We start from the raw sequence: 14567 nt of genomic DNA on the forward strand, positions 1-14567 counted from the left end.
ACTACTTTAGAGGGAGGGGGTATTGCGTCGTGTCAATTCAGAGGCATAAAAAAAGCGCCCGAAGGCGCTTTTTTGTTGTGAGGCAAAGAATTAGCCGATGTACTGCTGGCCTTTCATGTATGGACGCAGCACTTCAGGGATCTCGATGCGGCCATCTGCCTGCTGGTAGTTTTCCAGCACGGCAACCAGCGTACGGCCAACAGCCAGACCAGAACCGTTCAGGGTATGCACCAGACGGGTTTTCTTGTCAGATTTGCTGCGGCAGCGTGCCTGCATGCGGCGCGCCTGGAAATCCCAGACGTTAGAGCAGGAGGAGATTTCACGGTAGGTGTTCTGTGCAGGCACCCAGACTTCCAGGTCGAAGGTTTTGCAGGCACCAAAGCCCATGTCACCGGTGCACAGCGCCATGCGGCGATACGGCAGGCCCAGCAGCTCCAGCACTTTTTCCGCATGGCCAGTCATCTCTTCCAGCGCGTCCATGGATTCTTCCGGACGGACGATCTGCACCATCTCGACTTTGTCGAACTGGTGCATACGGATCAGACCACGGGTGTCGCGACCGTAAGAACCGGCTTCTGAACGGAAGCACGGAGAGTGTGCCGTCAGCTTGATTGGCAGATCGTCTTCGTCAATGATCTCATCACGCACGAGGTTGGTCAGCGGCACTTCCGCGGTTGGGATCAGCGCATAGTTGCTGCTGTCTGCTTCTTCATCCAGCGGACGGGTATGGAACAGATCGCCGGCAAATTTCGGCAGCTGGCCCGTACCGTACAGCGTATCGTGGTTAACCAGATACGGAACATAGGTTTCGCTGTAGCCGTGCTGCTCGGTGTGCAGATCCAGCATGAACTGCGCCAGGGCGCGGTGCAGATGGGCAATCTGACCTTTCATTACTACGAAGCGAGAGCCGGTCAGCTTAACCGCAGCGGCAAAGTCCAGGCCCGCGTGCATTTCGCCCAGCGTCACGTGATCGCGCACTTCGAAGTCAAACTCGCGAGGCGTACCCCAGCGCTTCACTTCAACGTTGTCGTTCTCGTCTTTGCCGACAGGCACGCTCTCGTCAGGAATGTTCGGGATAGCCAGAGCGATGTCACGAATTTCGGCCTGAAGAACGTCCAGCTCCGCTTTCGCCTGATCCAGCTCTTCACCCAGCTTGTTCACTTCCAGGCGTAATGGCTCAATATCTTCCCCGCGCGCTTTCGCCTGGCCAATGGATTTCGATCGAGAGTTACGCTCTGCCTGCAGATTTTCAGTTTGTACCTGCAGTACTTTACGACGCTCTTCAAGAGCGCGCAGCTTATCTACATCCAGCTTAAAGCCCCGGCGTGCCAGTTTTTCAGCGACTGCGTCTGGCTCATTACGCAGCAGATTGGGATCGAGCATGCTTATCCTGTGCTTATCGAATTAAAATAGGAAATGTGACCACAGCCTGCGGTCACAAGGATACAATTGCCAACATTACCGCAACGACTGAACTAACGGTAGCGTTTTATAGGGCTATTTTGATCCTGTCCGGCGAGCCAGGTGAGCTTTTCACCAATCTTGCCTTCAAGACCTCTGTTTGTGGGATGATAATAGCGCGTTTGTGCCATCTCCTGCGGGAAATATTCCTCCCCGGCGGCGTAGGCATTGGGTTCATCATGAGCGTAACGGTACTCCTGCCCGTAACCCATCTCTTTCATCAGTTTGGTTGGCGCATTGCGCAGATGAACCGGCACATCGTAGTCCGGGCGCTCGCGCGCATCCGACATCGCCGCTTTAAACGCGGTATAGACCGCATTGCTTTTCGGCGCGCAGGCCAGATAGACAATTGCCTGCGCAATGGCGCGTTCGCCTTCCGCCGGGCCTACGCGGGTGAAGCAGTCCCAGGCTGAAAGCGCAACCTGCATGGCGCGCGGGTCGGCATTGCCAACATCTTCTGACGCAATCGCCAGACAGCGGCGCGCAACGTATAGCGGATCGCCACCTGCGGTAATGATACGTGCGTACCAGTAGAGCGCCGCATCCGGCGCGCTGCCGCGTACGGACTTATGCAGCGCCGAGATCAGGTCGTAGAAACGGTCGCCTTTATTATCGAAACGCGCGCTGCGCTCTCCGGCAATTTCCGTGAGCAGTTCAGGCTTCAATACGCGCTTGCCCGCATCGTCCACTTCGGCCATATCGGCCATCATTTCGAGCGTGTTCAGCGCGCGGCGCGCATCGCCGTTGACCAGCTCCGCAATCGCACGTCGCGTGTCGTCAGGCAGAACGATATCCTGCCCGCCGTAACCCCGCGCTTTGTCGTCCATTGCCTGGGTCAGAACCTTTTCGATATCTTCCGTGGTCAGGGATTTAAGCAGGTAGACGCGGGCGCGGGACAGCAGCGCCGAGTTGAGTTCAAACGACGGGTTTTCGGTGGTCGCGCCGATGAAAAAGATCGTCCCGTCCTCAATGTGCGGCAGGAAAGCATCCTGCTGGCTCTTGTTGAAGCGGTGGACTTCATCGACAAAGAGAATGGTGCGGCGTCCGGCATTGCGGTTTTGACGCGCGCGCTCGATCGCCTCGCGGATCTCCTTCACGCCAGACGTTACCGCCGAGATACGCTCAACGTCAGCGTTGGCATAGCGGGCTATCACTTCAGCGAGCGTGGTTTTTCCGGTGCCGGGCGGCCCCCAGAGGATCATGGAGTGCAGATGCCCCGCCTCAATAGCGCGCGGCAAGGGTTTCCCCGCAGCCAGCAGATGCTGCTGACCGATGTACTGCGCTAAATTTTCTGGCCGCATACGGGCGGCCAGAGGTTGAAACGCATTATCTGAAAAATCGAGCGACAGGTTGCTCACTCACGCCTCTTACTTATTGCGTTGGTCGTCCACCGTTACGCCCTGCGGCGGGGTAAAGGTGAATTTCGATGCGTCAACGGCGCCGTTTTGCTGAGACTTAAGCTGGTAGCTGCTGCGCTGATCGTCCTGCTCAACCGCGCCGAACTGATTAATGGTACCGTTGGTGCTGACGTTGATGGTGAACTGCTTCAGATTGCCGTTGCTGCCTTTCGGCGTCAGGACAAATTCATCACCGTTCTGTTTAATGTTGTACTGCTGCCAGTCGCTGGTCTGGTTGCGGGCGATCAGCATAAACGGTGTATTGCTGGTAGCGTCTTTCAGCCAGGTCGCAGTGGCCTGCTCAACAAACGGGTTGAAGAACCACAGGGTTTTACCGTCAGAAACCAGGATGCTCTCATCCGGCTGGGTCATATGCCAGTTAAACAGATTGGGGCGTTTCACCCACAAATCACCCTGTCCTTCCTGCACCGCATTGCCGCTGCCGTCCGTCACTTTTTGCGTGAAGCTGGCGTGGAAGCTGCTTACTTTATCCAGTCGGCTTTTAAGGTCGCTGGCTGCATCAGCCCAGACGCTGCTGGCTACAAAACTGGTGAGTAATGCACAGGCGATGGCGATTTTTTTCATTGTTATTCCTTAAAATACGTCTTCCCGAAATGGGGTTTCCGTTTCTATTCTGGACCTGCCCGAAGGCAGGCGACAGAAGAATATGCTTAATTTTTGCTGATTTACCCTTCTTTGCAATCGCTGAAGGTTAATCAAACGGCGGCGGAGCCAGCACTTCACGGTTACCGTTGTGCCCCTGCTCGCTCACAATGCCCTGCGCTTCCATCTGCTCGATGATGCGCGCCGCGCGGTTATAGCCGATGCGGAACTGACGCTGCACGCCAGAGATGGACGCTTTGCGTTTTTCAGTAACGAAATTAACCGCCTGGTCGAATAACGGATCCAGCTCTTCGCCGCCGTCAAAGCCACCACCGCCGCCTTCGCTTTCGCTGTCGGAGGTAATGCCGTCAACGTACTGCGGACGTCCGCGCGCCTTCCAGTCCTGCACCACGGCGTGTACTTCCTGGTCGCGAACAAACGCGCCGTGTACGCGCACCGGAGAGGTGGAATTCGGGCCGGAGTACAGCATGTCACCCATTCCCAGCAGCGACTCAGCGCCGCCCTGGTCAAGAATGGTACGGGAGTCGATTTTGCTCGAAACGGTAAACGCAATACGGGTCGGAATATTCGCCTTAATCAGACCGGTGATAACGTCCACGGACGGACGCTGGGTCGCCAGCACCAGGTGAATACCTGCCGCACGCGCTTTCTGTGCCAGACGCGCGATCAGCTCTTCCACTTTCTTCCCGACGGTCATCATCAGGTCGGCGAATTCATCCACCAGCACGACGATATAAGGCAGTTTCTCCAGCACAGGATGCTGGGCATCCATGCTGTCACCCGGCTTCCAGTATGGGTCCGGAATCGGACGACCCATGCGCGCCGCCTCGGCGATCTTCTCGTTATAACCGGCCAGGTTACGCACGCCCAGCGCAGACATCAGCTTGTAGCGACGCTCCATTTCATTGACGCTCCAGCGCAGGGCGTTGGCGGCGTCCTTCATGTCGGTGACCACTTCCGTCAGCAGGTGCGGAATGCCTTCGTAGACCGACAGTTCGAGCATTTTCGGGTCGATCATGATGAAACGCACGTCTTCAGGCTGCGCTTTGTAGAGCATGCTAAGGATCATGGCGTTCACGCCGACCGATTTACCGGAACCGGTGGTACCCGCTACCAGCAGGTGAGGCATTTTCGCGAGGTCTGCCACTACCGGGTCGCCGGCGATATCTTTACCCAACACCACGGTCAGCGGAGATGGGTTATCGCGGAACTTGGTGTTATCCAGCACTTCACGCAGGTAAACGGTCTGACGTTTCTTGTTCGGCAGCTCAAGGCCAACGTACGGTTTACCCGGAATCACTTCCACCACACGTACCGCCACGGTCGACAGAGAACGCGCCAGGTCGCGGGAGAGGTTAGAAATACGCGCGGCTTTGACGCCCGGCGCCAGGTTCAGCTCGAAACGGGTGATCACCGGACCCGGCGAGTAGTTCACCACGTCCGCCTTGATGCGGAAGTCTGCCAGACGGGCTTCCACCAGACGGGCCATCTGCTCCAGGGCAAACGTATCAACCGGCTCGACTTCAGCCGGTGGCGGCGTCAGCAGATCCAGCGAAGGCAGCGGCGTGCTCGGACGCTGCAGCGGACGGCTATCACCGTTACGCATCAGCAGCGGGTGAATCAGGCTCTCCTGCGGCTGCGGTGCTGGCTGCTGGTACTGCGGCGGCTGCTGTTGTGGCTGCTGCGGTTGGGTATACGGCTGCTGAACGGGCTGTTGCGGCTGCGCGTAGGCAGGTGGTGCAGGCGGCTGACGCACAGGCTCAGCTTCAGGCATCACGCTTGGGGTGAACAGCGGCTCGCTCGGGCCATCATCCACCAGATCTTTCATCGGCGAAAACTCGAAATCCGATAATGAGAACGGGTTCGCACCAGCTGGCTGTTCACCTGAGTAACGCTGCTGCTGGGTTGCCGCAAACTGACGCGCTAATTCGGCTTCAGCAGCGTCATCTTCGTCTTCCAGCATAGGTTCATCATGCTGATAGTCTTCACCGTAGCGCTGATTCTGCTGCGCGGCGAACTGGCGCGCCAGCTCGTCCTGCTGCATTTCATCAGCATCATCTTCGTAGTCCGTCCCACGCGCTTTCTCTTCGGCCATCCGCTGGGAAGGCAGCTTGATCCCATAGGAGGCAAGCTCACGACGAGTTGGAACGCGGACGCGGTTAGGGCGAGGCAGTTGCGGACCAATTCCCTCTTTCACCTGCGGACGCGGCGCACCGCCCGTTGCCAGGCTAAAGACAGGTGCCGCCGCCGCTGCGGCTGCGGTAGCCTGCTTCACGCTTTCCGCTACGGGGGCAACAGCAGGCGTCGGGTCGACCGGTGGAACCGAAACCGACGGGGCTTTTGGCGCAGGTTCCTGCACCGGTTCAGGCACAGGCTGATACCATGCCGCCAGCTGTTCGCGCTCACGAGCACGGCGTTCTTCAACTTCTTCAAAATAGTACATTGGCGGACGAGACGGTTTCACCTCTTCCACCACCTCAGGTTCAGGCTGAGGCTCGACATAAGGCTGCACAGGTTCAACCGGTTCAGGCACGTGCTCCTGAAAAGGCCGCGCCACAGGCTGCTCATAGTGCGGCTGTTCATACTCAGGTTGCGGCGGCTGATAAGGCTGCTGCCACTGCTCCTGCTGCACGGGGATATAGCTCTCTGGTTCCGGCGCGATAACAGGCTCCGGCGTGTGGACACCCGGCGCGGTCTGCCAGGCAACCTGAGGCTGCTGAATAGCGGATTCCGGAGGCGGAACCGGCGCGGATGGCATCACGGCTTCGACAGGCGCGGCATACGCCTGTGATGCTGTCGTTGCGGCTGCGGCCGCGGCAACCGGCGCGGTAACGGTATGGCCGTTAAGCAGCGGATCGTATTCATCGAAATCACCCGGCATCGCCCGGTTGCCGGAGAAAAGCACATCATCAGGATCGACTGCACTACCCGCTGCGCGGTACTCCACCTGCTCGTCTTCATCCATACGCTTACCGGAGAAGAGCGCCGCGTCGGTTTTACGTCCAAGCGGGTTGGCAAATTTTTCAGCAACGCGCTGGCGACGCGCCAGGGCACCGCGCAGAATACGAGCACGACGAGATTCACGACGTTGCACCGGCGCATCGTCTTCCTCTTCGTACTCATCTTCATATTCTTCTTCATCGACCCACGTGTCGTCGCGGCGGGTACGGTTGCTCGCGAAGGTCAGGATCGTAAGAATAAAGCTGCCGATCTTTTCGGCAATGCTCACCCATGACCAGCCGGTAAACAGCGTCAGCCCGGCCGCCCAGATGCAGAGCAGCGCCAGCGTGCCGCCGCTGCTGTGAAGCATCGGCTGTAGCGCAGAGCTCAGCAGGCTGCCAATCACCCCACCGGAGGCGAAGTACCAGATATCATCGGCATTAATCGCCGCCAGCCCGCAGGAGGTGAGGATCAGCGCCAGGGCGCCAATCAGGCGCAGGGAAACCGCAAAATAGTCGATGTAATCATCGTTTTGACGATGACGCCATGCAAACCAGCATCCGCCAATGATTATGACGGGAATGGTGTAGGCCATCACACCGAAAATGAAAAAGAGCGTGTCCGCAAGCCAGGCTCCGGGTACGCCGCCTAAATTATGGATAGGCTCATGCCACGCGGTTTGCGACCAGCTGGGATCGGAGGGGTTGAAACTGAGTAAGGCTGCCATCAGCCAGACGGCAAAAAGGGCAATAACGATCAGCAAAGCCTCGAGGAGACGACGTCCGCTGCTTAGCTTCGATAGTGTGACTTCTTTGTCTTCAGTGTATTCCTGGCTCAAGAAAGGCTCTCCAGGTATCAGGCATATCCTGCCTGTTTGCTAAAACGGACAACAGCGCCGGGGCTCCCCGGCACTGTTGCTGTATGGATTAACAGGAGTGTAATCAAACTACGCTGATTTTGCACCTGTTCCGTGTTAGCGCGTCTTAATAACCAGACGATTGCTCTGTTTGACCTCTTCCATCACCACATAGGTACGGGTGTCGTTCACGCCTGGCAGACGCAGCAGGGTTTCCCCCAGCAGCTTACGGTAGGCGGACATATCAGGCACACGGGTTTTCAACAGGTAGTCGAAATCACCGGACACCAGATGACACTCTTGAATTTCTTCAAGTTTTTGTACAGCGGCGTTAAATTGCTCAAACACATCCGGCGCACCACGATTCAGAGTAATCTCAACAAATACCAGAAGTGAGGCATCCAGATAATGCGGGTTCAGCAGAGCCGTATAGCCCTGAATAAAACCCTGTCTTTCCAGTCGGCGCACACGCTCAAGGCACGGCGTCGGGGAAAGTCCCACACGTTTTGAAAGCTCGACGTTGGAAATACGCCCATCCTTTTGCAATTCATTAAGAATGTTACGATCGATACGGTCGAGATCTTTGCCAGGGCGCTTCTTGCTATCTACCATTATTATTGTCTCTCTGTATTCCTTCCCTACTCCTGCCTGGACCCTGTGCACATCACTGTTCAGAGCCTGTACCCGTTAGTCATCACATCGCCTGGTTATGTATTAGACGCGATGCGGATTCGGGTTCTGTTGGTAAGAAGACCGCTGCCCGAAGGCTGTCACCGACATCACGTATGGCGTCTGTCCACGCCATGCGTAGATTTCACTGACACGGTAAAAATGGCATTTACGTGCATGCCTATGCGGCATACGGTTAACGCGGTTTTTTTTCTTCCTTGAATGTTTTCGCAAATGCGCAGGGGATTGTCAAAGCAAAACATCGTTTTTTAGTACAAGATGCCGGATATTCATTACGGGGGGGTATTAATCCTCATTTTACTGCTTTATAAACGAGCGGTTTTCAGTAGAAAACGTGACGTAACGGCACTAGATTCATCGGGCGCAGCTATTGCATATATCGAAAGCAAAATCCCAGTGCTCTTTTTTTACGGCAACAAATTCCCTACAATCCAGCCCATTGCCTGCCAACAACAATGGGGATCTCATGGGCACGACCAAACACAGTAAGTTGTTAATCCTTGGTTCTGGACCTGCGGGATATACCGCGGCGGTCTATGCTGCACGCGCAAACCTGCAGCCGGTACTGATCACCGGCATGGAAAAAGGCGGTCAGTTGACCACCACCACGGAAGTGGAAAACTGGCCGGGCGACCCGAACGATCTGACCGGGCCGCTGCTGATGGAACGCATGCACGAGCATGCCGCCAAATTCGAAACCGAAATCCTGTTCGACCACATTAATAAAGTGGATTTGCAGAACCGTCCGTTCCGCCTGACGGGTGACAGCGGTGAATACACCTGCGATGCGCTAATCATTGCCACCGGCGCCTCTGCCCGTTATCTCGGCCTGCCGTCTGAAGAAGCGTTCAAAGGCCGCGGCGTCTCTGCCTGTGCGACCTGCGACGGTTTCTTCTACCGTAACCAGAAAGTCGCGGTTATCGGCGGCGGTAATACCGCGGTGGAAGAGGCGCTGTACCTGGCGAACATAGCCTCTGAAGTGCATCTGATCCACCGTCGTGACACCTTCCGCGCCGAGAAGATCCTCATTAAGCGCCTGATGGATAAAGTGGCGAGCGGCAACATCGTGCTGCACACCAACCGTACCCTGGAGGAAGTCACCGGCGATCAGATGGGCGTTGCGGGTCTGCGCATTCGTGATACCCAGAACACCGATAACGTCGAAACGCTGGAAGTGGCGGGCCTGTTTGTGGCAATCGGCCACAGCCCGAACACCGCGATCTTCGAAGGCCAGCTGGAGCTGGAAAACGGCTATATCAAAGTGCAGTCCGGCATTCACGGTAACGCGACCCAGACCAGCATCCCGGGCGTGTTCGCTGCCGGTGACGTGATGGACCATATTTATCGTCAGGCGATCACCTCTGCGGGCACCGGCTGTATGGCCGCGCTGGATGCTGAACGCTACCTCGACGGACTGGCTGAACAAGGTAAATAACCTTTACAAGTCAGTAACAAACGTAAATAAAGGCGGCCACAGGTCGCCTTTATTTTTGCTCGCGTGTAACATGCAGATGTCTAATTTCTTATAACGTCACCTGCAAAATACGCAATGGAAAAAACCCGTCAACAAGAGTTAACACGCTGGCTGAAACAGCAAAGCGTTATTTCCCGCCGCTGGCTTACGATCTCCCGTCTTCTGGGGTTCGTTAGCGGTCTGTTGATTGTTGCCCAGGCATGGCTGCTGGCCCGCATTCTTAATCACATGATCATGGAGAACATTCCCCGCGAAGCGCTCCTGCTGCCCTTTATTGTTCTGATCCTGGTTTTTGTCCTGCGCGCCTGGGTGGTGTGGCTGCGTGAACGTGTCGGCTTCCACGCCGGGCAGCATATACGCTACGAGATCCGTCGTCAGGTGCTCGACCGCCTGCAGGAAGCCGGGCCCGCGTGGATCCAGGGTAAACCGGCCGGAAGCTGGGCGACGCTGATCCTTGAGCAGATCGACGATATGCACGATTACTACGCGCGCTATCTTCCGCAGATGGCGCTGGCGGTTTTTGTGCCGCTGTTGATTGTTATTGCCATCTTCCCGGTTAACTGGGTGGCGGCGCTGATCCTGCTGGGGACCGCTCCGCTGATCCCGCTATTTATGGCGATGGTCGGCATGGGTGCGGCTGATGCCAACCGCCGCAACTTCCTGGCGCTGGGCCGGCTGAGCGGACATTTCCTCGATCGTCTGCGCGGGATGGAAACCCTGCGTATTTTTGGTCGCGGTGAAGCGGAAACCGAGAACATTCGCCTGGCATCACAGGACTTCCGCCAGCGCACGATGGAAGTGTTACGCCTGGCGTTCCTCTCGTCCGGCGTGCTGGAATTCTTTACCTCGCTATCGATTGCCCTCGTGGCGGTTTATTTCGGTTTCTCCTATCTCGGCGCGCTGGATTTCGGCCACTACGGCACGGCGGTGACCCTCTCTGCCGGTTTCCTCGCGCTCATCCTGGCTCCGGAGTTTTTCCAGCCGCTTCGCGACCTGGGGACCTTCTATCATGCTAAAGCGCAGGCCGTTGGCGCGGCCGACAGCCTGAAAACCTTCCTGGAGACGCCGCTGGCGCACCCGGAGCGCGGTGACGTGGCGCTGAACGCTAAAGAGCCGGTAACCGTCGACGCGAGCGATTTCTGCATTCTCTCGCCGGAAGGAAAAGTACTGGCTGGCCCGCTGAACTTTAGCCTGCCCGCTGGGAAACGCGTGGTGCTGGTCGGCACCAGCGGTTCAGGGAAGAGTTCTCTGCTGAATGCGTTATCCGGTTTTATGGCCTACACCGGTTCACTGCGGATAAACAAAACTGAACTGCGTAATCTCGATCCCGACGCCTGGCGTAAGCAGCTCAGTTGGGTCGGACAAAACCCTCAGCTACCTGCTTCCACGCTGCGCGAAAACGTGCTCCTGGCACGCCCGGATGCTCGTGAAGATGAACTGCAGTCCGTTCTCGACCGCGCGTGGGTCAGTGAATTTCTGCCGCTTCTCCCGCAGGGTGTCGATACCGTGGTAGGCGATCAGTCTGCCGGGCTGTCTGTCGGCCAGGCACAGCGCGTGGCCGTCGCCCGTGCGCTGCTGAACCCGTGCCAGCTGATGCTGCTTGATGAGCCTGCTGCCAGCCTGGATTCACACAGCGAGCAGCGCGTCATGGCGGCCCTGAGCGCCGCTTCCCTGCAGCAAACCACCCTGATGGTTACCCATCAGCTGGAAGGCATTGCTGACTGGGATGAGATCTGGGTGATGGAAAACGGTCATATTGTTGAGCAAGGCAATTACGCCGCTCTTGTTGCCGCGCAGGGGCCGTTCGCCGCCCTGCTGGCGAACCGTCAGGAGGACATCTGATGCGTGCTCTGCTGCCTTATCTTGCGCTCTATAAACGCCACAAGTGGATGCTGACGCTGGGGATCGTGCTGGCGATTGTCACGCTGCTTGCCAGCATCGGCCTGCTCACGCTTTCCGGCTGGTTCCTGTCGGCCTCCGCCGTAGCTGGGTTCGCCGGATTATACAGCTTCAACTATATGCTGCCGGCGGCAGGCGTGCGAGGTACCGCCATTACCCGTACTGCCGGACGCTATTTCGAGCGGCTGGTCAGCCACGACGCGACGTTCCGCGTCCTGCAGCACCTGCGCATTTACACCTTCAGCAAACTGCTTCCCCTCTCCCCTGCCGGGCTGGCGCGTTTTCGCCAGGGCGAATTACTGAACCGTGTCGTTGCGGATGTCGACACGCTGGACCACCTTTACCTGCGGGTGATCTCCCCGATAGTGGGCGCGTTTGTGGTGATTGTGGTAGTTACGCTGGGGCTGTCCGTTCTGGATGTTCCCGTTGCGCTGACGCTGGGCGGGATCATGCTGCTGACGCTTATCATTCTGCCGCCGCTCTTTTACCGCGCCGGAAAATCCACCGGGGAAAACCTGACGCGGCTGCGCGGGGATTACCGCCAGCAGCTGACCTCCTGGCTTCAGGGCCAGGCGGAGCTGACCATTTTTGGTGCCAGCAAGCGCTACCGTGCCCGAATGGAAAGTACGGAGCTGAACTGGCATGAAGCCCAGCGCCGCCAGTCGGAACTGACGGCCTTCTCGCAGGCGCTGATGGTGTTAATCGGCGGCGTGGCGGTGATCGCCATGCTGTGGCTGGCATCCGGCGGGATTGGCGGTAATACCCAGCCAGGCCCTCTTATTGCCCTCTTTGTTTTCTGCGCGCTGGCCGCATTTGAGGCACTGGCCCCGGTGACGGGCGCTTTCCAGCATCTTGGACAGGTGATCGCCTCTGCCCTGCGCATCACTCAGATTGCCGAACAGGAGCCTGAAGTCACGTTCAGTGCCGGGCAAACCACCGTGCCTGAGCAGGTGGCGCTGACGCTTGATAACGTGACCTTCGCCTATGACAAACAGGCGCAGAACGCGCTGGAAGGTATCAATCTTTCCGTTAATGCAGGGCAGCGGATTGCGATCCTCGGCCGTACCGGCTGCGGTAAGTCGACGTTGCTGCAGCTGCTGACCCGCGCCTGGGATCCACAGCACGGTCAGATTCGTTTTAATAACACGTTGCTGACTGATTTCAGCGAGCAGGCCCTGCGCAAGACCGTGAGCGTTGTTCCACAGCGCGTGCATCTGTTTAGCGCCACCCTGCGCGATAACCTGCTGCTGGCCGCGCCAGAGGCTTCGGACGATGATCTTCGCGCCGTACTGGAGCAGGTCGGACTGCAAAAGCTGCTTGAGGACGAAGGACTGAACAGCTGGCTGGGAGAAGGCGGTCGTCAGCTTTCCGGCGGAGAGCTGCGCCGTCTGGCCATTGCGCGTGCGCTGCTGCATGATGCACCTCTGATGCTGCTCGACGAACCTACAGAAGGGCTTGATGCGACAACCGAAAGTCAAATCCTTGATTTACTGGCAAACGTTATGGCAGGAAAAACCGTCCTGATGGTGACGCACCGCCTGCGCGGGCTGGCAAGTTTTGATCGGATAATTGTGATGGACAACGGACACATTATTGAGCAAGGTAGTCACGCAGAGCTGTTGGCGAAACAGGGTCGCTACTACCAGTTCAAACAGCGTCTGTAGACTATATTTGTAGCGTCCTCACTCGCGTACTGGAGTTTTGCTGTCATGCGCCTGGTCCAGCTTTCTCGTCATAACATCGCGTTTCCTTCGCCGGAGGGAGCGCTGCGTGAGCCCAACGGGCTGCTGGCCCTTGGCGGTGACCTTAGCCCTGCGCGGCTATTAATGGCCTACCAGCGCGGCATCTTCCCGTGGTTTTCTCCCGGCGACCCGATTTTATGGTGGTCTCCCGACCCGCGCGCCGTGCTGTGGCCAGCGCAGTTCCATCTGAGCCGCAGCATGAAGCGTTTTCATGCTAAATCCCCGTATCGCGTCACGCTGAATCACGCATTTGGGCAGGTGATAGAAGGCTGTGCCGAAGATCGCCATGAAGGGACGTGGATCACCCGCGATATCGTCAACGCCTATCACCAGCTCCATGAGCTTGGCTACGCCCACTCCATTGAGGTCTGGGAAAAGGGGGAACTGGTTGGCGGCATGTACGGCGTGGCGCAAGGGACGCTGTTTTGCGGCGAATCGATGTTCTCCCGTGCGGTCAACGCCTCGAAAACCGCGCTGCTGGTCTTCTGCGAGGCCTTTGCCCAGCGCGGCGGACGCCTGATCGATTGTCAGGTGCTCAACGAGCACACGGCCTCTCTCGGTGCAGTTGACATCCCGCGACGACAGTATATTGAGCATCTTGACGCCTGCCGTCAGGAGAAGCTCCCGCGCGACTTCTGGATCCCCAGAACGCTCTTTATGCCCAATGCTTAAATGTTTTCCGCATATTTTTTGTGAGGGTGTTATAATTATGCCGCAGAGTAGCTTCTGCCTGTTGCCCCGCCGCCGTTTGGGACCCTCGCTTCAGATAACGTCCTGACGTTTATCCTGTTGTCTCCCCTTTACGAATGCGCTTCCTGTTCGGTTGTACCGTGACGCTTGGGCAATGCGCCGAAACTGTTTTGCTGCGTTTTAATCGCGCAATTCTTTACTTAATTGATGAATTTCGGCATTATCTTGCCGGTTCAAAACTTGGTAGTGATACCCCAGAGGATTAGATGGCCAAAGAAGACAATATTGAAATGCAGGGTACCGTACTTGATACGTTGCCTAATACCATGTTTCGCGTAGAGCTGGAAAACGGTCACGTGGTAACTGCGCACATCTCCGGTAAAATGCGCAAAAACTACATCCGCATTTTGACGGGCGACAAAGTGACTGTTGAACTGACCCCGTACGACCTGAGCAAAGGCCGCATTGTCTTCCGTAGTCGCTAATTTTTTCGCCTGTAATGGCAGATGAATATTAAATAAGGCCGGGATATTCCCGGCCTTATTTTTTAGTGGTGCTGTTGATTATTTGAACAATTATTTAGCCGTTCGTTCCAGCTTCAGGGCTGTCTGTTCGACAGTGCACGGTGCGACGACTGTTAGGCCTTATTTTCTATTTTGCTGAGCTGCGTGTGCGGCAGTGCACTACTCCCGGTACTGTCGGTTAATTCGATTGAATTTCTAAGCTGTCTGTACGGCAGTGCACCGTCTCGATCGGGGAAATCGTCGCTCTCGTTAATTTCTAAGCTGCCTGTA

General features: G+C 57.0%; 10 protein-coding genes. 5 read left to right on the forward strand and 5 right to left on the reverse strand.

The window, feature by feature from the left end:
• Positions 1–90: 90 nt before the first annotated feature.
• The 5 genes from serS to lrp form a co-directional block, all read right to left on the reverse strand.
• On the reverse strand, positions 91–1383 hold the full coding sequence (serS, locus tag IM295_RS11605) for a serine--tRNA ligase (RefSeq protein ID WP_063154575.1): 1293 nt from the start codon (positions 1381–1383) through the stop codon (positions 91–93).
• 92 nt (positions 1384–1475) lie between these two features.
• Positions 1476–2819 carry a replication-associated recombination protein RarA gene (rarA, locus tag IM295_RS11610; protein ID WP_028012558.1) on the reverse strand — a complete coding sequence of 448 codons (1344 nt, stop codon included), beginning with the start codon at positions 2817–2819 and terminating at the stop codon, positions 1476–1478.
• 9 nt (positions 2820–2828) lie between these two features.
• On the reverse strand, positions 2829–3443 hold the full coding sequence (lolA, locus tag IM295_RS11615) for an outer membrane lipoprotein chaperone LolA (RefSeq protein ID WP_028012557.1): 615 nt from the start codon (positions 3441–3443) through the stop codon (positions 2829–2831).
• 127 nt (positions 3444–3570) lie between these two features.
• On the reverse strand, positions 3571–7260 hold the full coding sequence (locus tag IM295_RS11620; protein WP_193066718.1) for a DNA translocase FtsK 4TM domain-containing protein: 3690 nt from the start codon (positions 7258–7260) through the stop codon (positions 3571–3573).
• 135 nt (positions 7261–7395) lie between these two features.
• Positions 7396–7890 (reverse strand): leucine-responsive transcriptional regulator Lrp, encoded by a 495-nt coding sequence (gene lrp, locus IM295_RS11625; protein ID WP_000228469.1) that lies wholly within the window; start codon positions 7888–7890, stop codon positions 7396–7398.
• Between the two features lie 544 nt (positions 7891–8434).
• On the opposite strand from lrp, the gene trxB reads away from it, so the two are divergent.
• The 5 genes from trxB (at position 8435) to infA (ending at position 14258) form a co-directional block, all read left to right on the forward strand.
• Positions 8435–9403 carry a thioredoxin-disulfide reductase gene (gene trxB / locus IM295_RS11630; RefSeq protein ID WP_028012555.1) on the forward strand — a complete coding sequence of 323 codons (969 nt, stop codon included), beginning with the start codon at positions 8435–8437 and terminating at the stop codon, positions 9401–9403.
• Positions 9404–9517: 114 nt separating this feature from the next.
• The gene (cydD, locus tag IM295_RS11635; RefSeq protein ID WP_028012554.1) at positions 9518–11284 is read left to right on the forward strand and encodes a cysteine/glutathione ABC transporter permease/ATP-binding protein CydD; all 1767 of its coding nucleotides are present in this window, start codon (positions 9518–9520) and stop codon (positions 11282–11284) included.
• Positions 11284–13005, forward strand: a complete 1722-nt coding sequence (gene cydC / locus IM295_RS11640; RefSeq protein ID WP_047362713.1) for a cysteine/glutathione ABC transporter ATP-binding protein/permease CydC — start codon at positions 11284–11286, stop codon at positions 13003–13005. Before cydD ends, cydC begins: the two co-directional genes overlap by 1 nt.
• Before the next feature lie 45 nt (positions 13006–13050).
• Positions 13051–13755 carry a leucyl/phenylalanyl-tRNA--protein transferase gene (gene aat / locus IM295_RS11645; protein WP_041910636.1) on the forward strand — a complete coding sequence of 235 codons (705 nt, stop codon included), beginning with the start codon at positions 13051–13053 and terminating at the stop codon, positions 13753–13755.
• A 284-nt stretch (positions 13756–14039) separates the two neighbouring features.
• Complete coding sequence (infA, locus tag IM295_RS11650; RefSeq protein ID WP_002211347.1) at positions 14040–14258, forward strand: translation initiation factor IF-1; 219 nt, start codon at positions 14040–14042, stop codon at positions 14256–14258.
• Positions 14259–14567 lie beyond the last annotated feature (309 nt).

It is taken from the genome of Enterobacter cloacae complex sp. P14RS (assembly GCF_014895895.1).
Classification (GTDB): Bacteria; Pseudomonadota; Gammaproteobacteria; order Enterobacterales; family Enterobacteriaceae; genus Enterobacter; species Enterobacter bugandensis.